Annotated in this window: 21 protein-coding genes and 1 pseudogene; 11 read left to right on the top strand and 11 right to left on the bottom strand. The window is 69.4% G+C overall.

The annotated features are described in order from the left end of the window. The first annotated feature begins 2 nt into the window (after positions 1–2). Together ACFPOE_RS22880 and ACFPOE_RS22875 are read left to right on the top strand one after the other, a co-directional pair. On the top strand, positions 3–761 hold the full coding sequence (locus ACFPOE_RS22880) for a histidine phosphatase family protein (RefSeq protein ID WP_376852657.1): 759 nt from the start codon (positions 3–5) through the stop codon (positions 759–761). Continuing rightward, complete coding sequence (locus tag ACFPOE_RS22875) at positions 758–1,642, top strand: NAD(P)H-hydrate dehydratase (protein WP_376852656.1); 885 nt, start codon at positions 758–760, stop codon at positions 1,640–1,642. The genes ACFPOE_RS22880 and ACFPOE_RS22875 overlap by 4 nt, the downstream gene beginning before the upstream one ends. Here the strand turns inward: ACFPOE_RS22875 and ACFPOE_RS22870 are convergent. After that, on the bottom strand, positions 1,639–2,343 hold the full coding sequence (locus ACFPOE_RS22870; RefSeq protein WP_376852655.1) for a hypothetical protein: 705 nt from the start codon (positions 2,341–2,343) through the stop codon (positions 1,639–1,641). The genes ACFPOE_RS22875 and ACFPOE_RS22870 overlap by 4 nt on opposite strands. 80 nt (positions 2,344–2,423) lie before the next feature. After that, positions 2,424–4,295 (bottom strand): glutamine--fructose-6-phosphate transaminase (isomerizing), encoded by a 1,872-nt coding sequence (gene glmS / locus ACFPOE_RS22865; RefSeq protein ID WP_376852654.1) that lies wholly within the window; start codon positions 4,293–4,295, stop codon positions 2,424–2,426. Positions 4,296–4,414: 119 nt separating this feature from the next. On the opposite strand from glmS, the gene ACFPOE_RS22860 reads away from it, so the two are divergent. Continuing rightward, positions 4,415–4,924 carry an Lrp/AsnC family transcriptional regulator gene (locus ACFPOE_RS22860; RefSeq protein ID WP_376852653.1) on the top strand — a complete coding sequence of 170 codons (510 nt, stop codon included), beginning with the start codon at positions 4,415–4,417 and terminating at the stop codon, positions 4,922–4,924. A gap of 1 nt (position 4,925) precedes the next feature. Here the strand turns inward: ACFPOE_RS22860 and glmU are convergent, their stop codons facing one another. Continuing rightward, positions 4,926–6,302: a bifunctional UDP-N-acetylglucosamine diphosphorylase/glucosamine-1-phosphate N-acetyltransferase GlmU gene (gene glmU, locus ACFPOE_RS22855; protein ID WP_376852652.1), complete on the bottom strand. Its 1,377-nt coding sequence runs from the start codon at positions 6,300–6,302 to the stop codon at positions 4,926–4,928. On the opposite strand from glmU, the gene ACFPOE_RS22850 reads away from it, so the two are divergent. Next, the gene (locus tag ACFPOE_RS22850) at positions 6,195–7,193 is read left to right on the top strand and encodes a DUF6279 family lipoprotein (RefSeq protein WP_376852651.1); all 999 of its coding nucleotides are present in this window, start codon (positions 6,195–6,197) and stop codon (positions 7,191–7,193) included. The two genes, glmU and ACFPOE_RS22850, sit on opposite strands and share 108 nt — an antisense overlap. Positions 7,194–7,203: 10 nt before the next feature. Here ACFPOE_RS22850 and ACFPOE_RS22845 read toward each other — a convergent pair whose 3' ends face one another. The 4 genes from ACFPOE_RS22845 to ACFPOE_RS22830 form a co-directional block, all read right to left on the bottom strand. Beyond that, positions 7,204–7,497, bottom strand: a complete 294-nt coding sequence (locus ACFPOE_RS22845) for a hypothetical protein (protein WP_376852650.1) — start codon at positions 7,495–7,497, stop codon at positions 7,204–7,206. A gap of 101 nt (positions 7,498–7,598) precedes the next feature. Continuing rightward, positions 7,599–8,588 (bottom strand): MBL fold metallo-hydrolase, encoded by a 990-nt coding sequence (locus tag ACFPOE_RS22840; protein WP_376852649.1) that lies wholly within the window; start codon positions 8,586–8,588, stop codon positions 7,599–7,601. Positions 8,589–8,648: 60 nt separating this feature from the next. Then, positions 8,649–9,143, bottom strand: a complete 495-nt coding sequence (locus tag ACFPOE_RS22835) for a gluconokinase (protein WP_376852648.1) — start codon at positions 9,141–9,143, stop codon at positions 8,649–8,651. Continuing rightward, on the bottom strand, positions 9,140–9,739 hold the full coding sequence (locus ACFPOE_RS22830) for a TetR/AcrR family transcriptional regulator (RefSeq protein WP_376852647.1): 600 nt from the start codon (positions 9,737–9,739) through the stop codon (positions 9,140–9,142). Before ACFPOE_RS22830 ends, ACFPOE_RS22835 begins: the two co-directional genes overlap by 4 nt. A gap of 39 nt (positions 9,740–9,778) precedes the next feature. Here ACFPOE_RS22830 and ACFPOE_RS22825 point away from each other — a divergent pair, with 39 nt between their 5' ends. Next, positions 9,779–10,240, top strand: coding sequence for a TfoX/Sxy family protein (locus tag ACFPOE_RS22825; protein WP_376852646.1), 462 nt, complete (start codon positions 9,779–9,781; stop codon positions 10,238–10,240). An 89-nt stretch (positions 10,241–10,329) separates the two neighbouring features. On the opposite strand, the pseudogene ACFPOE_RS22820 reads toward ACFPOE_RS22825, so the two are convergent. After that, positions 10,330–10,572 (bottom strand): annotated as a pseudogene (locus tag ACFPOE_RS22820) (DUF2917 domain-containing protein); the annotation flags it as partial. A gap of 115 nt (positions 10,573–10,687) precedes the next feature. On the opposite strand from ACFPOE_RS22820, the gene ACFPOE_RS22815 reads away from it, so the two are divergent. Next, on the top strand, positions 10,688–11,671 hold the full coding sequence (locus ACFPOE_RS22815; protein ID WP_376852645.1) for a LysR substrate-binding domain-containing protein: 984 nt from the start codon (positions 10,688–10,690) through the stop codon (positions 11,669–11,671). A 92-nt stretch (positions 11,672–11,763) separates the two neighbouring features. On the opposite strand, the gene ACFPOE_RS22810 is transcribed toward ACFPOE_RS22815, so the two are convergent. Continuing rightward, positions 11,764–12,351 carry a 5-formyltetrahydrofolate cyclo-ligase gene (locus ACFPOE_RS22810; RefSeq protein WP_376852644.1) on the bottom strand — a complete coding sequence of 196 codons (588 nt, stop codon included), beginning with the start codon at positions 12,349–12,351 and terminating at the stop codon, positions 11,764–11,766. Between the two features lie 9 nt (positions 12,352–12,360). On the opposite strand from ACFPOE_RS22810, the gene ACFPOE_RS22805 reads away from it, so the two are divergent. The 5 genes from ACFPOE_RS22805 (at position 12,361) to ACFPOE_RS22785 (ending at position 17,796) form a co-directional block, all read left to right on the top strand. Then, complete coding sequence (locus tag ACFPOE_RS22805; protein ID WP_376852643.1) at positions 12,361–14,352, top strand: lytic transglycosylase domain-containing protein; 1,992 nt, start codon at positions 12,361–12,363, stop codon at positions 14,350–14,352. Positions 14,353–14,354: 2 nt separating this feature from the next. Further along, complete coding sequence (locus ACFPOE_RS22800; protein ID WP_376852642.1) at positions 14,355–14,870, top strand: MgtC/SapB family protein; 516 nt, start codon at positions 14,355–14,357, stop codon at positions 14,868–14,870. A 95-nt stretch (positions 14,871–14,965) separates the two neighbouring features. Next, positions 14,966–15,649: a glutathione S-transferase family protein gene (locus tag ACFPOE_RS22795; RefSeq protein ID WP_376852641.1), complete on the top strand. Its 684-nt coding sequence runs from the start codon at positions 14,966–14,968 to the stop codon at positions 15,647–15,649. Next, positions 15,646–16,539 carry a 4-hydroxy-tetrahydrodipicolinate synthase gene (dapA, locus tag ACFPOE_RS22790; RefSeq protein ID WP_376852640.1) on the top strand — a complete coding sequence of 298 codons (894 nt, stop codon included), beginning with the start codon at positions 15,646–15,648 and terminating at the stop codon, positions 16,537–16,539. Before ACFPOE_RS22795 ends, dapA begins: the two co-directional genes overlap by 4 nt. 24 nt (positions 16,540–16,563) lie before the next feature. After that, the gene (locus ACFPOE_RS22785) at positions 16,564–17,796 is read left to right on the top strand and encodes a multifunctional CCA addition/repair protein (protein ID WP_376852639.1); all 1,233 of its coding nucleotides are present in this window, start codon (positions 16,564–16,566) and stop codon (positions 17,794–17,796) included. Here ACFPOE_RS22785 and ACFPOE_RS22780 read toward each other — a convergent pair. Next, a complete protein-coding gene (locus ACFPOE_RS22780) occupies positions 17,793–18,716 on the bottom strand; it encodes an ROK family protein (RefSeq protein WP_376852638.1) in 924 nt (307 codons plus the stop codon). The genes ACFPOE_RS22785 and ACFPOE_RS22780 overlap by 4 nt on opposite strands. Positions 18,717–18,726: 10 nt before the next feature. Beyond that, a complete protein-coding gene (locus ACFPOE_RS22775) occupies positions 18,727–18,921 on the bottom strand; it encodes a DUF2905 domain-containing protein (protein ID WP_376852637.1) in 195 nt (64 codons plus the stop codon). Positions 18,922–18,931 lie beyond the last annotated feature (10 nt).

The raw sequence follows: 18,931 nt of genomic DNA, 5'->3' as shown, positions 1-18,931 counted from the left end.
GCATGCAGCAGCAATGGCCCCGCACCCTCTGGATCGTCCGCCACGGCCAGAGCGCCGGCAACGTCGCCCGCGACGCCGCCGAACTCGCGGGATTGCCGGTCATCGACATCGAGCATCGCGACATCGACACGCCCTTGTCCGAGCTGGGCAAGACCCAGGCGGTGGCGCTCGGCCACTGGTTCGGCGAGCTGCCCAGGGAGCGCCGGCCGGACGTGGTGCTGTGTTCGCCCTACGTGCGGGCCCGCGAAACCACGCGCCTGCTGCTGGAGGCAGCCGGCATCGACGGCAAGTCGGTCCGGGTGCGCCATGACGAGCGGCTGCGGGAGAAGGAGTTCGGCGTGCTGGACCGGCTCACCATCCATGGCATCCGCGCCAAATTCCCCGAGCTGAGCGAGCAGCGCTCGCACGTGGGCAAGTTCTACTTCCGGCCGCCCGGCGGCGAGAGCTGGTGCGACGTGATCCTGCGGCTGCGCAGCGTGATGGAGATGGCCACCCGCGAGCATGGCGGCCAGCGGGTGCTGGTGGTCGCCCACCAGGTGATCGTCAACTGCATGCGCTACCTGGTGGAATGCATGGACGAAGCGCAGATCCTGGCGATCGACCGGCTGGCCGACGTCCCCAACTGCGGCGTCACTTCCTACCGCTACGACCCGGAACAGGACGCTCTGGTGCCCGACCTGGTGAATTTCATCGCGCCGCTGCGGCAGGCGGGCGCGCCGGTCACCGCAGCCAAAGACGTCAACGTCGCCGCCAAGCCATGAAGCGCGAAGCGGCACCATCCACCGTGCTCGACGCCAGGGCGCTCAAGGCCTGGCCGCTGCCCGAGATCGCCGACGACGCCGACAAGGAGGAGCGCGGCGCCATCCTGGTGGTCGCCGGCAGCCGGGAGATTCCGGGCGCCGCGCTGCTGGCGGCTACCGCAGCCCTGCGCGCGGGCGCGGGCAAGCTGGTGATCGCGACGGCGGCTTCGGTGGCCAGCGGAATGGCGCTGGCGATGCCGGAGGCCCGCGTGATCGCCCTGCCGGAGACCGCGGCCGGCGGACTCGGCGTGGAAGGCCTCGCGCGGCTGCAGGATGTGGCGCCAGGCTGCGCCGCCGCGGTCGTCGGCCCCGGCCTGATGGACGAGGAAGGCAGCGGCGAGTTCGTCGCCGGGCTGCTGCCCTGGCTGGCGCATTGCACGGTGGTGCTGGATGCGCTGGCGATGGATGCCGCCGGCCGCACCTCGCCGTTCGCCCAGCCGGTGCTCCTCACGCCGCACGCGGGGGAAATGGCGCACTTGAGCGGGCGCGGCAAGAAGGAGATCGCGGCCGACCCGCAGCGCGCCGCGCTGGACGCTGCCCTGGGCTGGAATGCGGTGGTTGCGCTCAAGGGCGCGACCACGGTCATCGCCACTCCGGATGGCCGGCTCTGGACCCACCGCGCCGGCGAGGCGGGCCTGGCTACGTCCGGCTCCGGCGACACGCTGGCGGGGATCATCGGCGGGCTGGCCGCCCGCGGCGCCACGCCGGAGCAGGCCTGTGCCTGGGGCATCGTGCTGCACGCCACCGCCGGCGCCCGGCTGGCCAGCGCCGGACCGCTGGGATTCCTGGCGCGCGAGCTGCCGGCAGAGGTTCCGGCCGCCCTGCTGGAGCTGTCCCGCTAGCCGGCGTCCCGGGCGCGCGGCGTGGTCCAGGGGACCACCATGCGCAGGGCCTGGCCGTCGCGCTGGACCTGGATCGATTCCGCATCCGCCAGCGCCTGCACGTCGCCCCACTCCAGCTTGCGGTAACCCGCTTCGTTGGCGAAGCCCTGGCTGCCGTCGGTAGGACGCAGCATGAGCGTCACCCGCAGCCCCTGTGCCTCCGCGCTGGCCGTCAGCACGACGTCGGCCGGCGGCGGATGCTGGTCGGTCAGGTGGACCAGCGACGAGGTCAGGACGTTGCGCAGGGAGGCGCGGCTCACGGCGCCCGGCAGGTCGCCGACCTCGTTGCGGATGGCATAGCCGCGGAACCCGAGGCTGGTCGCCAGCAGGCCGACGCATTCGCGCACGCCGTCCGACACCGGCGTGGTGGCGGTCTGGTCCGGCGCCAGCCAGGTGACCACGTCCAGGCACGAATCGAGGGCGGCACGGGCGAAGCCGTTGATCTTGTGGGCGCTGTCGTGGACGCTGGCCAGATCCGGCGTCGGCGCGCGCAGCCGCCGGTCCATGACCTCGTAGATCATTCCGATCGGCTGCAGGTTGACCACGAGATGGTGGCGCATCGACGGCGCGAGGCGCCGCAACAGCGCGTAGCGGGCGGCTTCGGCCCTGGCCACGGACGGGGAAACGGCCGGCTCCTGCGCGGCGGGCGTGGCATTTGTCATCGCCCGAGAATATTTACGGCTTCCGGCCTTGTCAACATCGCCTCCACGAGGGGACAAAGCGTGATGCTTTGCTCACTTTTTCATTCCACTGTCACGCTCTTGGCCAGGTTGCGCGGCTTGTCGACGTCCGTTCCCCGGGCGCAGGCCGTGTGATAGGCCAGCAACTGCAGCGGCACCACGTGCAGCAGCGGGCTGAGCGGGCCGTAGTGCTCGGGCATCCGGATCACGTGGATGCCCACTTCGCTCTCGATGCGGCTGTCGGCGTCGGCCAGCACGTAAAGCACGCCGCCGCGGGCGCGCACTTCCTGCATGTTGCTCTTGAGCTTCTCGATCAGCGTGTCGTTGGGGGCGACCGTGACCACCGGCATCTCGCTGGTCACCAGCGCCAGCGGCCCGTGCTTGAGCTCGCCGGCCGCATAGGCCTCGGCATGGATGTAGGTGATTTCCTTAAGCTTGAGCGCGCCTTCCAGCGCGATCGGGTAATGCAGGCCTCGGCCCAGGAACAGCGCGTTCTCCTTGAGCGCGAAATCCTCGGCCCAGCTGATGATCTGTGGCTCCAGCGCCAGCACGGCGGACAACTGCGCCGGCAGGTGCCGCATCGCTTTCAGGTGGCGCTGCTCTTCGTCCCCGGACAGCCGGCCCTTGGCCTGGGCCAGCGCCAGCGTGAGCAGGAACAGGCCGGCCAGCTGCGTGGTGAAGGCCTTGGTGGAGGCCACGCCGATCTCGACGCCGGCGCGGGTGATGTAGGCCAGCTTGCATTCGCGCACCATCGCCGAGGTGGCCACGTTGCAGATGGTCAGCGTGTTGGTCATGCCCAGCGACTGCGCGTGCCGCAAGGCAGCCAGGGTGTCGGCGGTTTCGCCGGACTGGGTGATCGTCACCACCAGCGTCTTCGGATCGGGCACCGAGTCGCGGTAGCGGTATTCGCTCGCGATCTCCACCTGGGTGGGCAGCTTGGCGATGCTCTCGAGCCAGTACTTGGCGGTGCAGCCGCTGTAATAGCTGGTGCCGCAAGCCAGGATCAGCACCGAGTCGATCTCCTGGAACACCCGGTGCGCGCTGCTGCCCGGCTTGTCGCTGGGCCCGTCGAACAGTTCCGGCACCACGGCCTGGATGCCTTCCAGCGTGTCGCCGATGGCGCGCGGCTGCTCGAAGATTTCCTTCTGCATGTAGTGGCGGTAGGGACCCAGTTCGGCGGCGCCGCTATGGGCCAGCACGGTCTTGACCGGGCGGGTGACGCTCTTGTTGGACTTGTCGACGATCCAGTAACGCCCCAGCTGCAGGTCGACCAGGTCGCCTTCCTCGAGATAGACGATCTGGTCGGTGACGCCGGCCAGCGCCATCGCGTCGCTGGCCAGGAAGTTCTCGCCGCCCTCCTTGCCCACGCCCAGGATCAGCGGCGAGCCGGCGCGCGCGCCGATCACCCGGTGCGGCTCGTCCTTGCAGAACACGGCGATCGCATAGGCGCCGTGCAGCTGCTTGACGGCGCTCTTCACGGCGTCGAACAGGTCGCCGTCGTACAGGCTGTCGACCAGGTGGGCGATCACCTCGGTGTCGGTCTGGCTGGCGAACACATAGCCCCTGGCCTGCAGGGCGCTGCGCAGCTCGATGTAGTTCTCGATGATGCCGTTGTGGACCAGCGCAATCCGGCCGCCGCGCGACTCCGCACTGTCACCGGGCCCGTGGCTGAAGTGCGGATGGGCGTTGTGCACCGCCGGCACGCCGTGCGTCGCCCAGCGCGTGTGGGCGATGCCGGTGGTGCCTTCGATGTGGTCGGTCGCCACCTGGTCCAGCAGTTCGGCGACGCGCGACGTGCTGCGGGCGCGCTTGAGGCCGCCGGCGTGGACCGCCACGCCGCAGGAGTCGTAGCCCCGGTATTCCAGCCGCTGCAGGCCCTGGACCAGGATCGGCACGATGTTGCGGTTGGACACCGCTCCGACGATTCCGCACATTGTTCGGCTCCTTGAAGATGTACAGACTGTAGGGAAGGGCCGCTGCAATATGCGAACTGGATTGCCATTTCTTTGAACGAAACTTTCACCGGTTTCTGCAGCTGCATTAAACTTTCAAAATGCCTGTCATTTCGCAACAAATCGATCTGGACGCCCTCGATCTGGCGCTGCTCAGCCGGCTGCAGGACGACGCCTCCGAAAGCAACCAGGCGCTGGCCAAACGGGTCCACATCTCGGCCCCGACCTGCCTGCGCCGGGTCAAGCGGCTCAAGGACGCCGGCCTGATCGAACGGCAGATCGCGGTGCTCGATCCGGACCGGCTGGCCAGCCACCTCGGTCACGGGCTGACGGCGATCGTCGAGATCACGCTGGACCGGCAGGACCAGGAAGCGCTGGAGGCGTTCGAGAAGCGGGTGGCGCCGGACGCCGCGGTGCAGCAGTGCTACCGCGTCTCCCCCGGGCCGGATTTCGTCCTGGTGGTGCACGCCGCCGACATGCCGGGCTACCTGGCGCTGGCGCAGCGCCTGTTCACCAGCGACGCCAACGTGCGCAACGTGAAAACCTTCTTCTCGGTCAAGCGCGCCAAGTTCGAGCCGCGGCTGCCACTGGCGCGCAAGCGCAAGGACTGAACTATTTTGCGGCCTTCTTGGGCCGCTGCCAGTTGGGAATGCTGGCCTGCCGGGCGCGGCCGATCGACAGCGCCTGCGCCGGCGTGTCCTTGGTGATGGTGGAGCCGCCGCCCACGGTGCCGCCGCGGCCGATCGTCACCGGCGCCACCAGCACGCAGTTGCTGCCGATGTGGACGTCCGCCTCGATCACCGTGCGGTGCTTGTTGGCGCCGTCGTAGTTGGCGGTGATGGAGCCGGCCCCGTAGTTGACGCGCTCGCCGACGGTGGCGTCGCCCAGGTAGGCCAGGTGGTTGGCCTTGGCGCCGCGCGCCAGCGTGGAGTTCTTGACCTCGACGAAATTGCCGATGTGCACTTCCGGACCGAGGTCGGCGCCCGGGCGCAGCCGCGCGAACGGTCCGACCAGCGCACCCTCGCCGACCTTCACGCCGGCCTTCTCGCCGTCGATGTGGGTAAAGGGATGGATCACCGCACCGGCGCCGATGCTGGCGTTGGCGATGACGCAGTTGGCGCCGATGCGCACGCCCTCGCCCAGCGAGACGTCGCCTTCGAACACGCAGTTGACGTCGATCTCCACGTCCTGGCCGCAGTGCAGCTGGCCGCGCACGTCGAAGCGCGCCGGGTCGGCGATGCGAACGCCCTGCTCCATCAGCGCCCTGGCGTGGCGCAGCTGGTAGGCCCGCTCCAGTTCGGCGAGCTGCACCGGGCTGTTGACGCCGTCGACCTGGATCCGGTCGACCGTCTTCACCGCCGCCACATGGGCGCCGTCGGCCACTGCCATCTTCACGATGTCGGTGAGGTAGTACTCGCCCTGGACGTTGTCGTTGGTCAGGCGCCCCAGCCAGTCCTTGAGCAGCCGCGTCGGAACCGCCATCACGCCGGTGTACACCTCGCGGATCTCGCGCTGCTGCTCGCTGGCGTCCTTGTGCTCCACGATCGCCAGCACGTCGTCGCCGCGGCGCAGGATGCGGCCGTAGCCGGTCGGATCGGGCATGTCCACCGTCAGCAGCGCCAGCCGCTCGCCGCCGGTGCTCTCGACCAGCTGTTGCAGGGTCTGCAGTTCGATCAGCGGCACGTCGCCGTTGAGGACCAGCGTGGTGCCGTCGTCGGGCAGCAGCGGCGCCGCCTGCTGCATCGCGTGGCCGGTGCCCAGCTGCGGCTCCTGGCGGGCAAACGCCGCCGACTTGCCCAGCGCCGCCTCAACCTGCTGCGCGCCATGGCCCGTGATGACCACGGTGGAACGGGCGTTCAACCCCGCTGCGGTGTCCATCACATGCTGGATCAGCGCACGGCCGGCCAATCGATGCAACACTTTGGGCAGGCGGCTCTTCATGCGCGTGCCCTTGCCGGCGGCCATGACGACCACATCCAAAGCTGTCATAGGGAATCCTCGTTGTTCATGCATCGCTTCGCTCATCTTGTCCGGATTATCGGGCTGCTCAGCGTGGCGGTGGCGCTCGCTGGCTGCAGCGCCATCAAGCTGGGCTACAACACGCTGCCGCAGGTGGCGGGCTGGTGGCTGGACGGTTACATCGACTTCAGCGACGAACAGGAACGGCGCATGCGCGAGGACGTCGCCCGCCTGCACCTGTGGCACCGGCGCGAGGAACTGCCGAAGATCTCCGCCCTGCTGCGGCAGGTCGAGCAGATGGTGGGCAGCGAGATGAGCGCGGACGAGATCTGCGCGCTGGTGCCGCCGATCCGGCTGCGCATCGCCGCCCTGCTGGAACGGGCCGAACCTGCTGCAGCGACGCTGGCGCTGGGACTGCGGCCGGAACAGCTGCAACACCTGCAGCGCAAGTACGAGAAGAACAACGCCGACTACCGCAAGGACTGGGTGGACCTGTCACTCGAGGATTTGCGGGAAAAACAGTTCAAGCAGTACCTCGACCGGATGGAGACGTTCTACGGCCGGCTGGACGACCAGCAGCGCGAGATCATCCGGGCCCAGGTCGAACGCAGCCTCTACAGCGCGCAGACCAATTTGCGGGAACGCCAGCGCCGGCAACAGGACATCCTGCGGACGCTGCGCCGGCTCGGTGGCCAGCCAGTGTCCCTGCCGGATGCGCGGGCCGCGATCCACCAGGCGGTGGAACACGGGCTGCAGTCACCGGATCCGAAATACCGCAGCTACGAAGCCGGACTGATACAACAAGGCTGCGCCAACCTGGCTGCACTCCACCAAAGCACGACGCCGCAGCAGCGGCAAAGCGCTGTGCGGCGTCTGCGCGCCTACCAGCGCGACCTGGACGAACTGGCTGGCGAGCCCTGAGCCGGCGGACTTACTTTTCGCCCTTGGAGTGCGACTTGCCTTCTTCCTCGGCCTGCTCCAGCTCGCGCGCCTCCTGCGCCGAGCGCGGCTTGGCGGCCTCGGCATCGGCCTTGACGTCGTGGGTCTTGAGATAGTCCTCGGTGCGCTTCTTGTAGTCGGCGCTGCCTTCGTAGCTGCCCTCGCCCATCTGCTGCTGGCCCGCGGCGGGCTTGGGCTGGAAGTCGCTGGAGCCGGCCTGCTGCTGTTGCGGGTCGCTGTGGCGGGGCGGCTGCTGCTGGAGGATGCGGTTGGTCTTGGAATACATGCGGGGTCTCCTGGAACGTTCGGTTCAGCTTAGAAGCCGCCACCACCCCGCATTGTCGGAACGCGCGCGACGCTCCTGTCGGCCCCCGCCTACAGCGGCGTTCAGGCCTGCAGGGCGGCCCACATTTCCTTGTCGCGCTCGGCCGTCCACACCCGGGGAATCTTGATGCCCTTGGCTTCGTCATAGGCACGGCTGACGTCGAACGGCAGGCAGTGCTCGTAGATGAAGACGTGGCCGAACACCGGATCCATGGTCTTGCGCGTGTGGGCCATGGCCGCCTTCAGGTCCATGTCGGCGGCGGCCGCTTCCTTCGCCGCAGCGAACAGCGTTTCCACCCAGCGCTTGGTGTAGTCGAGCGCCTGATTCACTTCGGCTGCGCCCTTCATCGCCTCGCCCCGGCCCGGCACGATCGCCTCGGCACGCAGCGCCCGCAGCGCTTCCAGCGTGGCCGGCCACTCCTGCAGATGGGCGTCGCCGGTGTACACGCCGGCGTTGTATTCGACCAGGTCGCCGGAGAACAGCACCTTTTCCTCTTCCACCCAGGCGATGGTGTCGCCGCGGGTGTGGCCGTTGCCCGGATGCCAGATCTGCACCTTGACGCCGCCCAGGTCCACCGTCAGCTTGCCGGGCACTTCGCCCCGGGCCGGGATGCCGCCGCCGATCACCATGGTCGGCCAGGTCAGGCCCGGCACCGATTCGGCGTTGCGGAACAGGCGCGGGAAGCGTTCCATCTCCGACTGCATGTCTTCCTTGCCGCGCTCGGCGATCAGCTCCAGCGTCCCCTGGCTGGCGATCACCTCGGTCGCGCCCTCGTCCACGAAGGCGCTGGCGCCCAGCACGCGCACCGCGTGATAGTGGGTCAGCAGCACGTACTTGATCGGCTTGGCGCTGACGGTGCGGATGCGGGCAATCAGGTCGCGCGCCATCGCCGGCGTGGCGGTCGCGTCGCTGACCATGATGAACTTGTCGCCGATGATCACGCCGGAGTTGGGATCGCCCTCGGCGGTGTAGGCCCAGCAGTGGGCGCTGAGCTGCTCGAACGTGATCTTCTTGTCGGCCAGGTCGGCCTGGCTGGCGAATGCCTTGGACATGGGGAGTCTCCTGTTGGGAGCGCGATTTTAACTAACCGTAATCGATTACGGATTGTTGAATCACTCCCGCAGCGCCTCCAGCGCGCGGTCCACCACCGTCGCCAACGGCAGCAACGCGTCGATGGCGATCACGCCGGGCTCGCCTGCAGGATCCTGCAGCGCCTCAAATTGGCTGGCCACCAGGCTGGGCGGATAGAAATGGCCGGGCCGGCCGGCGACGCGGCGCAGCGCATCCTGCTGGCTCAGGGCCAGGTGGACGAAGCGCAGGCGGGGCACCGCGGCGCGCAGGCTGTCGCGGTAGCTGCGCTTGAGGGCCGAGCAGGTCAGCACCGCGCCGCGCGGATGGTGCGACAGCTCGCGTCCCAGCACGGCGAGCCAGCCGGTGCGGTCCTCGTCGGTCAGCGCCACGCCCTGCTGCATCTTCGCGATGTTGCCGGGCGGATGGAAGCTGTCGCCCTCGATCAGCGGCAGGCCCAGCGCAGCGGCCAGCCGCTCGCCGACCGCCGACTTGCCGCAGCCGGAAACGCCCATCACCACCACGTGCAGCGCGCTCATCGGGCCAGCCCCCGTTCCAGCACCGAGATCACTTCCTCCGCGAATGCCGCATAGCTGATCGGCCCGCCGGGGCGCAGCCAGGTGAAGGTCCAGTTGATCATGCCGAACAGCATCATGGTCAGCGCGGTCTGGTTGGTGGCCGTCAGGCGCTCGGGGTAGGCGCGCTTGAGGAAGCGCGTCACCGCCGACACGACGTCGCGCTGCCGGTCCAGGATCAGCTCGCGCTGCTGGTCGCCCAGGAACTTGGTGTCGTGCAGCAGGGCCACATGGCGGGTGGCGGAATGCTCGTACTCCTGCAGGAAGCCGCGCACCAGTTCGTGCAGCGCCGCCCGGTCGTCGAGGTCGCGCCGCTGCGCCGTCGCCTCGGCCTGGCCGATCACGGCCAGCAAGCGCTGCGTGTAGCGGTCCAGCAGGTCGAACAGGATCGCTTCCTTGCTCTCGTAGTAGTGGTACAGCCTGGCCTTGGAGGTGCCGCCGGCGGCCGCGATGTCGTTCATGCTGGCGGCCGGATAGCTGCGGTCGGCGAAGCACTGGGCCGCGATGTCCAGGATCTCGTCCCGCCTGAGGTCGTGCTGGGAGGACTTGGGGCGGGCCATCTTGGAATTATCGCGGGCCGCTGCTATTGTGTCGGCTCCATGCCGCCCAGCACCTTCGCCCGCCACTGCTGCGAGTTGCTCGCCAGCGCCGGGCCGTGCGAGATCCGCCCCATGTTCGGCGGCTGGGGCATCAGCACCGGCGGCTACAACATCGCGCTGGTGGCCGATCGCGGCTCCGGCGAGCGGCTCTGGCTCAAGGCCGACGGCGCCATTCGCAGCTATTACGAGGTCGCGGGCTGCGAACGCTTCACCTACATGGCCAAGGGCGTGCAGCGAAGCGTCAACTACTACAGCGCGCCGGCCGAGGCGATGGAATCGCCCGAGCTGATGGGGCCGTGGGCCCGTCAGGCCCTGGAATGCGCCTTGAAGGCGCAATCGGCCAAGGAAGGCCGCACATCCCGCCCGAGCGCACTCCAGCCGAGGCCGGCCAAGGCCGCCAGCAGCCGGCCCGCGGCCCTGGCGCCCAGCGCCACGGCCAGGCGCAAGTCTTCCGCCGGCTGAGCGAGGTCGGCAGCCCGCACCCGCCGCGCGACCGGCTGCGGCAGCGGATCCCAGGTGAAATAAGCCGCGCCCATCCGGTTCCATGCTTCAACCACCAGGCGCTGGCCGCGGCGCAGTTGCAGTTGCTCGCCGGCCTGCAGAAAGTGGTCGCCCTGGTCGTTCAACGGCCCGGCGTGGGGACCGTCGCCGGTGGCCCAGAGGCCGCCGCGCGCCACCCGCAGCACGCCGGCCTCGCGCGGCTGCAGGGTCATGGCCCGCCCGCCCGCCAGTTTCCAGGCGCCCGCCAGCGAGGCTGTAGATTGATGCGAAGCAATGCGTGTGGAAGCCGCCATGGAACTCTCCGGTTGTGTCGTTCGGTGCATGAATGATCGGCGCCGCCAGCTTGGCAGTCCAATGAAATCCGGCTAGGCTATTGATTCCCGATCCGCATCAATCACCAGCCCGCCCATGCAGCATTCCCAGACCCATCTGCGCAGCCGCCCGATCTCCGCCGGCAACCTGCGGGCGTTCGAGGCGGTGGCCCGCCACCTCAACTTCCGGGCCGCGTCCGAGGAGATGGCGCTGACCCAGTCGGCCGTCAGCCGGCAGATCCAGTCGCTGGAGGAAGAAGTGGGCGTGAGCCTGTTCCTGCGCCACACCCGCGCGGTGGAATTGACCAGCGCCGGCGCGCAATTGCTGCTGGCCGTCAGCAATGCGCTGCCGCGCATCGACGGCGCGGTGCGCCAGATCCGCCAGAGCGCCGGGCGCAAGAGCGTGTCGCTCACGACCTTCGCGTCATTCGCCTCGATGTGGCTGATCCCGCGGCTGGAACAGTTCCAGCGCGACAACCCCGACATCGACATCCGCATCGACGCGTCCGATGCCTCGCTGGACCTGGACATCGCCGACGTCGACCTGGCGCTGCGCTACGGCCCCACGGCCAACATGCCGGCCAACGCGCTGCGCCTGTTCGGCGAGCAACTGACGCCGGTGGTGAGCCCCTGGCTGCTCAAAAGCAGCGCGCCGCTCAAGCAGCCGGCCGACCTGGCGCAGTTCGCGCTGATCGAGGCCGGCGACGCGCACCGCACGCACCTGGAGTGGCTGACCTGGCGGCGCTGGTTCGACGAGCACCAGCAATCCAAGCTGGTGCCGCGGCGCTGGCTCTATTTCAACTACGCCTACCAGATGGTGCAAGCCGCGCTCACCGGCCAGGGCGTGGTGCTGGCGCGGCTGCCGATGGTGGCCGAAGCGCTGGCCAACGGCGAGCTGATCGAGCCGCTGCCCAAGCTGCGGATGGAATCGCCGCACGCGTACTTCCTGATCGTCGGGCCGCGCAGCGCGCAGCGACCGGAGATCCGCGAGTTCTGCGCCTGGCTCAAGGAGCAGGCCAAGGCCACGCGCCTGGCCATCGGCGAGGTGCCGGACCCCGACACCGTGGACAACATCGACTGAGCGAACGCGTCCACCCGGCCGCCGGGCCGCCCCAAGGCCGGCTGCGGCCCCCTGCGGGGGCAGCGACTACGCCAAGTGAGGAGCGTGGGGGCCTATCTGAAGGGCCAGACCACGCCGTTGTCGTTGAGGATCGCGTCCAGCGGGATGTCGTGCGGCTCCGGCTCCAGTTCGTCGACGTAGGCGTCGGTGAAGCCCAGTCCCACGGTGTAGGGCCGCGGCTGCAGCGAGGCCAGCGTGCGGTCATAGAAGCCGCCGCCGTAGCCGAGGCGGTAGCCGCCCGGCCCGTAGCCCACGCAGGGCACGAACAGCAGGGTCGGCACGATCACCTCGGTATCCTTGGGCTTGGGGATGCCGTAAGCGTCTTCCTCCATCGGGCAGCCCGGATACCACGCGTGGAACTTGAGCGTCTTGTGCATCTTGTCCACCACCGGCAACCCGATGCGCCGCAATTGCGGCTCTTCCAGCAATTCGCCGTCTTCCTTCCAGCGGTGCAGCGCCGGCAGCGGATCGAACTCGCCCTTGATCGGCCAGTAGGCGCCGATCACGGTGTCGGGGCGATTGACGAGCCAGATGCGCATCACCCGCTGCAGCAGGTCGCAGCGCATGGCGCGGTCCGGCATCGCCAGGCGCTGTTCGACCAGCCGCTGGCGCAAAGCCCTTTTTTCGTCTGGCTTGTCCATAATCCCCCAATGAAGTTACGAACGATTTTGGCACTGATCGCGGTGACGCTGAGCTGCCAGGCAGGCGCCCAGTCCCGCGACGAGATCATCCTGGAGATGAACCAGGCCTTCAAGCAAGGCAACCGGCAGAAGCTCACGCAGCTGCTGCCGCTGGCGCGCGGCCACGCGCTGGAGCCGTATGCGGCGTACTGGGAACTGCGGGCGCGGCTGGATGTCGCGGCGCCGTCGGAAGTGCAGGAGTTCATGAGCCGCTATGCCGGCACCTACCAGGAAGACCGGCTGCGCGCCGACTGGCTGATGGTGCTGGGCCAGCGGCGCGACTGGACGGCGTTCTCCGCCGAATATCCGCGCTACCGCATGAACGACGACCGCGAAGTGCGCTGCTACGCGCTGCTCGCGCAGTCGCTGCGCGAGGGCCCGGCCGCACCCGCGGGCCTGCAGGACGAAGTGCGGCGCAACTGGTTCGCGCAGCGCGACGCCGACGACGGCTGCACGCTGGCCGCGCGCACGCTGATCGCCGACGCCCAGGGCAGCCGCCACCTGACGATCAACGACGCATGGCGCAAGGCGCGGCTGGCCACCGAGGCCAACCGGCCGCGCGCCGCGGCAGCGGCGGTGGAAATCGCGGCGCCGAACGCGCTGGACCTGTTCAACGACTTGAGCAACAGCCCGTCTAGGTTCCTCACCAGCAAGAAGCTGGCGGTGTTCAAGTCGCGCCGCGAGATGGTGACGCTGGCGCTGATCAAGCTGGCGACCACCGACCCCGACGGCGCCGCCGTGCTGCTCGAGGGCAAGTGGAAGCCGCAGCTCGTCGCCGAGGAACGCAACTGGGTCTGGGGCGTGATCGGCCGCCAGTCGGCCGGCAAGCTCGGGAACGACGCGCTCGATTACTACGCCAAGGTCACGCGCGACAGCGACCTGACCGACGACATGCTCGGCTGGAAGGCGCGCGCCGCGCTGCGGGCGCCGGCCGGCCCGCAGTGGCCCCTGGTGCTGCGGGCCGTCGACGCCATGAGCGAGCAGGCGCGCAAGGAGCCGACCTGGGTGTACTGGAAGGCCAGGGCCCTGCTGGGCATCGCCAACGCCGAAGCCAGCCGCGCCGAAGCGCAGCGCCTGCTGGAATCGATCGCCTCGGTGCGCGGCTTCTACGAGCAGCTGGCGCTGGAGGAACTGGGCCAGAAGATCACGGCGCCGGCCCGGCCCGCGCCGCTCACCGACGCCGAGAAGGAAGGCGCCCGCCAGAACCTCGGACTGCAGCGCGCCATCTACGCGATCCTGCTGGGACTGCGCCCCGAAGGGGTGCGCGAGTGGAACTACACCACCAACCTGGCCAAGCCGGGCGGCATGAACGACCGCGAACTGCTGGCCGCGGCACAACTGGCCTGCGAACGCGAGCTGTGGGACCGCTGCATCAACACCAGCGACCGCACCAAGGCCGAACTGGATTTCGAGCTGCGCTTCCCGACGCCGTTCCGCGAGGCGGTGCTGCGGCGCGCGCGCGAGATCGGCATCGACCCGGCCTATGTGTACGGGCTGATCCGCCAGGAGAGCCGCTTCGTCATGGACGCCCGCTCCAACGTCGGCGCTTCCGGGCTGATGCAGGTGATGCCGGCGACGGCGCGCTGGACGGCCAAGAAGATCGGCATGGACCGGTTCACCGTCGACCAGCTGAACGACCGCGAGACCAACATCGCCATCGGCACCGGCTACCTCAAGCTGGTGCTGGACGATTTCGGCGGCTCCATGCCGATGGCCGCCGCCGCCTACAACGCCGGACCGGGCCGTCCGCGCGCCTGGCGCAACGGCCCGGTGCTGGAGGGCGCGGCCTGGGCCGAGAACGTGCCGTTCAGCGAGACCCGGGACTACGTCAAGAAGGTGATGTCCAACACCACCAATTACGCGGCCATGCTGACCGGCCAGCCGCAGTCGCTCAAGGCGAGGCTGGGCCAGATCGGTCCGCGCGACTCCAGCCAGCCGGAACCCTTCCGCGACATCCCCTGACCATGGACGGCTTCTGGCATGAGGTGGCCCGGGCCGCCGCGTCCGAGTTCTCCGACCTGCCGGACGTGCAGCAATTCACCCGGCTGCTGGTGCGGCTGCTGATGGCGGCGCTGCTGGGCGGGCTGCTCGGGCTGGAGCGCGAGATCCACCGCAAGGCGGCGGGCGTGCGCACCCACATGCTGGTGTCGCTGGGCGCCGCCCTGTTCGTGCTGGTGCCGCAGCAGGCCGGCATGAACCCGGCGGAGCTGAGCCGGGTGATGCAGGGCGTGATCGCCGGGGTGGGCTTCCTGTGTGCGGGCACCATCCTCAAGTTCGGCGGCGACCATCCCTCCGCCACCACCGACCACGTGAAGGGCCTGACCACCGCCGCCGGACTCTGGCTGACCGCTGCCATTGGCCTGGCCGCCGGGCTGGGGCGGGAGATGACGGCGGTGCTCAGCACCCTGCTCGCCCTGGCGATCCTGGCGCTGGAAGGACCGCTGCGCCGCCACCTGGAACGCCGGAACCGGCAACCCTGAGCGCATGAGCGCCACGCCGGCATCAATCCGGCGTCTTTTTTGCATCAATGGGGCGTGCGCTGCCGCTAGCATGGGCGGTCAACCCGGAGAAGCCCATGCTCACGCTCTATATCGGCAACAAGAATTATTCGTCCTGGTCGATGCGGCCCTGGGTGCTGATGAAGCAGCTGCAGATCCCGTTCACCGAAACCATGGTCCGCTTCGATTCCTTCGAAGGCCAGTCCGCGTTCAAGCAGGCCATCGCCGGCGTCAACCCGGCCGGCAAGGTGCCCGTGCTGGTGGACGAAGGCTTTGCCGTCTGGGACACGCTGGCGATCGTCGAATACCTGGCCGAGCGTTTCGCGGACCGCGGCGTCTGGCCGCAGGAGCCGCAGGCCCGGGCGCGCGCCCGCAGCGTCTGCGCCGAGATGCATTCGGGCTTTTCCGCCTTGCGCAGCAACTGCCCGATGAACGTCGAAGCCAGCCTGCCCGAGGTCGGGGCCAGGGTCTGGCGCGAGCAGGCCGGCGTGCGCGCCGATGTGGAGCGCATCGTCTCGATGTGGAGCGGGCTGCTGCAGCAATGGGGCGGGCCGATGCTGTTCGGCCGGTTCAGCGCCGCCGACGCCTACTTCGCGCCGGTGTGCCTGCGCCTGAAGACCTACGCTTTGCCGGTGCCGGCGGAGATCGCCGCTTACGTGGAACAGGTGCTGGCGCTGCCGGGCGTCAAGGCCTGGAACGACGAGGCGCTGAAAGAACACGACTTCATCCCCTTCGACGAACCCTACCGAACCGCGCGATGAGCGCGCCGCGCCACTTCGGCGCCGTGATGAGCGCGATGGTCACGCCCTTCGATGCGCAGGGGCGGCTGGATCTGGACGCGGCGCAGCGGCTGGCGCGCTGGCTGGCGGCGGACCGCGGCAACGACGGCCTGGTGGTGGCAGCCACCACCGGGGAAGCATCGACGCTGAGCGACGCCGAACGCTGCGACCTGGTGCGCGCCGTCAGCGAGGCCGTCACCGTCCCGGTGCTGGCGGGCACCGGCAGCAACGACACCGCGCACACCGTCGCCCTCAGCCGCCAGGCCCGCGGGCTGGGCGCGGCCGGCGTGCTGGTGGTGGGGCCGTACTACAACCGGCCGCCGCAGGCCGGCATCGAAGCGCATTTTCGCGCGGCGGCCGCGGCAACCGAGCTGCCAGTGATGCTCTACGACGTGCCGGTGCGCACCGGCCGGCGCATCGGCCACGAGGTGTTGCTGCGCCTGCTGCGCGAAGTACCCAACATCGTCGCCTTCAAGGATGCGACGGGCGATCCGCCGGCAGCGGCGGCCCTGGTCGCCGAGGCGGGAGACCACTTCGACCTCTACTGCGGCGACGACGCGATGACGCTGCCGCTGCTGGCCGTCGGCGCCGTCGGCGTGGTCGGCACCAGCAGCCACTGGACCGGACCGCAGTTCGCGCGAATGATTGCGGCCTTCAACGCGGGCGAAGTGGAGGTGGCCCGCGCCATCAACGCCCGGCTGCTCGAGTCCTTCGCCTTCGTCAACAGCGACGAGTCGGTGTTCTCGATGTCGGTCAAGGCCATGCTGCGCGCGCTGGGCCAGGAGGCGGGCGATTGCCGGCTGCCGCTGTTGCCGGCGCCGGCGGCCGTGCGCGCCCGCGCCCGCGGCGTCTGGGAGCGGCTCAACGCCTGAGGGCGCTCACCGTAAACTGCCGCCATGCGGACATACATGGTGGGCGGTGCGGTGCGGGATGCCCTGTTGGGCCTGCCGGTGAACGACCACGACTGGGTGGTGGTCGGCGCCACCCCCGAGGCCATGGTGCAGCAGGGCTACCTGCCGGTGGGCAAGGACTTTCCGGTGTTCCTGCATCCGCAGACCCGGGAGGAACACGCGCTGGCCCGCACCGAGCGCAAGACCGCGCCCGGCTACCACGGCTTCGCCATCCATGCCGACCCCGGCGTCACGCTGGAAGAAGACCTGGCGCGGCGCGACCTGACGATCAACGCGATCGCGCAGGACGAAGCGGGCCATCTGGTCGATCCCTTCGGCGGCCGGCGCGACCTGGCGCAGCGGGTGCTGCGCCACGTCACCGATGCGTTCCGGGAAGACCCGGTGCGCATCCTGCGGGTCGCCCGCTTCGCCGCGCGCTTCGCCGATTTCAGCGTGGCGCCCGAAACGCTGCAGCTGATGCGCGAGATGGTGGCGGACGGCGAGGCCGACCACCTGGTGCCCGAGCGCGTCTGGCAGGAGCTGGCGCGCGGGCTGATGGAGCAGATGCCTTCACGCATGTTCGGGCTGCTGCGCGAGTGCGGGGCCCTGGCGCGCATCCTGCCCGAGGTCGACCGCCTGTGGGGCGTGCCGCAACGCGCCGACTACCACCCGGAGCTGGACACCGGCGTGCACCTGATGATGGTGCTGGACATGAGCGCGCGGCTGCAGGCGCCGCTGGCGGTTCGCTTCGCCTGCCTGACGCACGACCTGGGCAAGGGCACCACGCCGGCCGAGGCCCTGCCCAAGCACATCGGCCACGAGGAACGCAGCGCGCGCCTGCTCAAGGTGCTGGCGGACCGGCTGCGCGTGCCCAACGACTGCCGCGAGCTGGCCGACGTGGTGGCGCGCGAGCACGGCAACATCCACCGCAGCCGCGAATTCAAGGCGGCGGCGCTGGTGCGGCTGCTGGAGCGCTGCGACGCGTTTCGCAAACCGGTGCGCTTCGACCAGATCCTGCTGGCCTGCGAATGCGATGCCCGCGGCCGCGGCGGCCTGCAGGAGCAGCCCTACCCGCAGCGGCCCAGGCTGATGGAAGCCCTGGCGGCGGCGCAGCAGGTGACCACCCAGGCGATCGCGGAAGCGGCGCAGGCGGCCGGCGCGCAAGGCGAGAAGATCGGCGAACTGATCCACCAGGCGCGGGTCGCTGCCGTGCAGCTGGCGCTGCCCGACGCTGGCTAGACCAGCAGCGCCAGCGCTGCGTAGTCGCCGACGCGGTCCTGCAGGCCGGCCGGCACCAGCTCGCAGCCATCGGTCAGGGCCGGCAGCTTGCCGCGGATCTCCTCCACCAGCAGCGGCAGCAGGAACTCGCGGTGGTGCCAGAACACGCTGCCGCCCAGGCTGATCCGCTGCAGGTCCAGCGTGATGATCATGTTGTAGAGCATCCGCCCCATGTCCCGGCACAGGCTCAACACCAGCGCAAGCGCCTGCACGTCGCCGCCTTTCGCCAGTGCCAGCAGCGCGGCCGCTTCGGTGTGGAAGCGGCGCGCGATGGCGTTGCCGGCCACCAGCGCCTCGATGTCGCCGATGTTGCCGCAGCCGCACAGCGCGTCGTCGTTGTCGGACACGTACATGTGGCCGGCATGGCCGGCGTTGCCGTTCTTGCCGCGCAGCACGTGGCCGTCCACGCACAGGCCGGTGCCGATGCCGGTGCTCCAGGTCACGTAGGCGCAATGGTCGACGCCCTGCAGGGCGCCCCAGCGGCGTTCGGCCTCGAGCGCCGCGACGCAGTCGTTCTCCACCCGCACGTCGCGAAAGCGCTGGCGCAGGGGCGCTTCCAGCAATGCGGTGTCCCAGGAGTTGGGCAGTCCGCGCGCCGGTCCGGCGATGCCGCCGCAGATATTGGGCGCCGCCAGTTCGACCATGCCCTCACGGATCACGAAGGGCCCGGCCGACGACACGCCGGCGCGCTGCACGCTGGCCGGCGCGACGCCGACCTCGGCGCAGGCCGCGTCCACCATGCGGATCACCTGCCGCGCCAGCGCATCGTTGTCGCCGGTCTTGGCGGTCGGCTCGCTGCGGCGGGCGACCAGGTCCAGGTCACTGCCGCTGTTCAGGCTGACCGCGATCTTGGTGCCGCCGATGTCGATGCAGGCTTTCATGGCTGCGCGCTCAGAGGATTTTCGAGACGAGCGCGGCCAGCATGCTCAGGATGATGGTGGTGGTGAGCGGAATGAACCACTCGCGCCCGAACAGCCGGAAGCGCAGGTCGCCCGGCAGCTTGCCGAAGCCCAGGCGCTGCAGCATGGGACTGAACCAGCTGATGAACATCAGGGCCAGGAAGATGACGAGAATCCAGCGGATCATTGCAGCGAGT

This window comes from Caenimonas terrae (assembly GCF_042655405.1).
In the GTDB taxonomy this organism is placed as follows: Bacteria; Pseudomonadota; Gammaproteobacteria; order Burkholderiales; family Burkholderiaceae_C; genus Ramlibacter; species Ramlibacter terrae_A.
Note: the sequence above shows the minus strand (reverse complement) of the source record. Positions and strands in the feature narration are given on the sequence as shown.

Coding starts and splice junctions, on each gene's coding strand:
- ACFPOE_RS22880 (WP_376852657.1), top strand. CDS start 3: ATGCAGCAGCAATGGCCCCGCACCCTCTGGATCGTCCGCCACGGCCAG.
- ACFPOE_RS22875 (WP_376852656.1), top strand. CDS start 758: ATGAAGCGCGAAGCGGCACCATCCACCGTGCTCGACGCCAGGGCGCTC.
- ACFPOE_RS22870 (WP_376852655.1), bottom strand. CDS start 2,343: ATGACAAATGCCACGCCCGCCGCGCAGGAGCCGGCCGTTTCCCCGTCC.
- glmS (WP_376852654.1), bottom strand. CDS start 4,295: ATGTGCGGAATCGTCGGAGCGGTGTCCAACCGCAACATCGTGCCGATC.
- ACFPOE_RS22860 (WP_376852653.1), top strand. CDS start 4,415: ATGCCTGTCATTTCGCAACAAATCGATCTGGACGCCCTCGATCTGGCG.
- ACFPOE_RS22850 (WP_376852651.1), top strand. CDS start 6,195: ATGCTGGATCAGCGCACGGCCGGCCAATCGATGCAACACTTTGGGCAG.
- glmU (WP_376852652.1), bottom strand. CDS start 6,302: ATGACAGCTTTGGATGTGGTCGTCATGGCCGCCGGCAAGGGCACGCGC.
- ACFPOE_RS22845 (WP_376852650.1), bottom strand. CDS start 7,497: ATGTATTCCAAGACCAACCGCATCCTCCAGCAGCAGCCGCCCCGCCAC.
- ACFPOE_RS22840 (WP_376852649.1), bottom strand. CDS start 8,588: ATGTCCAAGGCATTCGCCAGCCAGGCCGACCTGGCCGACAAGAAGATC.
- ACFPOE_RS22835 (WP_376852648.1), bottom strand. CDS start 9,143: ATGAGCGCGCTGCACGTGGTGGTGATGGGCGTTTCCGGCTGCGGCAAG.
- ACFPOE_RS22830 (WP_376852647.1), bottom strand. CDS start 9,739: ATGGCCCGCCCCAAGTCCTCCCAGCACGACCTCAGGCGGGACGAGATC.
- ACFPOE_RS22825 (WP_376852646.1), top strand. CDS start 9,779: ATGCCGCCCAGCACCTTCGCCCGCCACTGCTGCGAGTTGCTCGCCAGC.
- ACFPOE_RS22815 (WP_376852645.1), top strand. CDS start 10,688: ATGCAGCATTCCCAGACCCATCTGCGCAGCCGCCCGATCTCCGCCGGC.
- ACFPOE_RS22810 (WP_376852644.1), bottom strand. CDS start 12,351: ATGGACAAGCCAGACGAAAAAAGGGCTTTGCGCCAGCGGCTGGTCGAA.
- ACFPOE_RS22805 (WP_376852643.1), top strand. CDS start 12,361: ATGAAGTTACGAACGATTTTGGCACTGATCGCGGTGACGCTGAGCTGC.
- ACFPOE_RS22800 (WP_376852642.1), top strand. CDS start 14,355: ATGGACGGCTTCTGGCATGAGGTGGCCCGGGCCGCCGCGTCCGAGTTC.
- ACFPOE_RS22795 (WP_376852641.1), top strand. CDS start 14,966: ATGCTCACGCTCTATATCGGCAACAAGAATTATTCGTCCTGGTCGATG.
- dapA (WP_376852640.1), top strand. CDS start 15,646: ATGAGCGCGCCGCGCCACTTCGGCGCCGTGATGAGCGCGATGGTCACG.
- ACFPOE_RS22785 (WP_376852639.1), top strand. CDS start 16,564: ATGCGGACATACATGGTGGGCGGTGCGGTGCGGGATGCCCTGTTGGGC.
- ACFPOE_RS22780 (WP_376852638.1), bottom strand. CDS start 18,716: ATGAAAGCCTGCATCGACATCGGCGGCACCAAGATCGCGGTCAGCCTG.
- ACFPOE_RS22775 (WP_376852637.1), bottom strand. CDS start 18,921: ATGATCCGCTGGATTCTCGTCATCTTCCTGGCCCTGATGTTCATCAGC.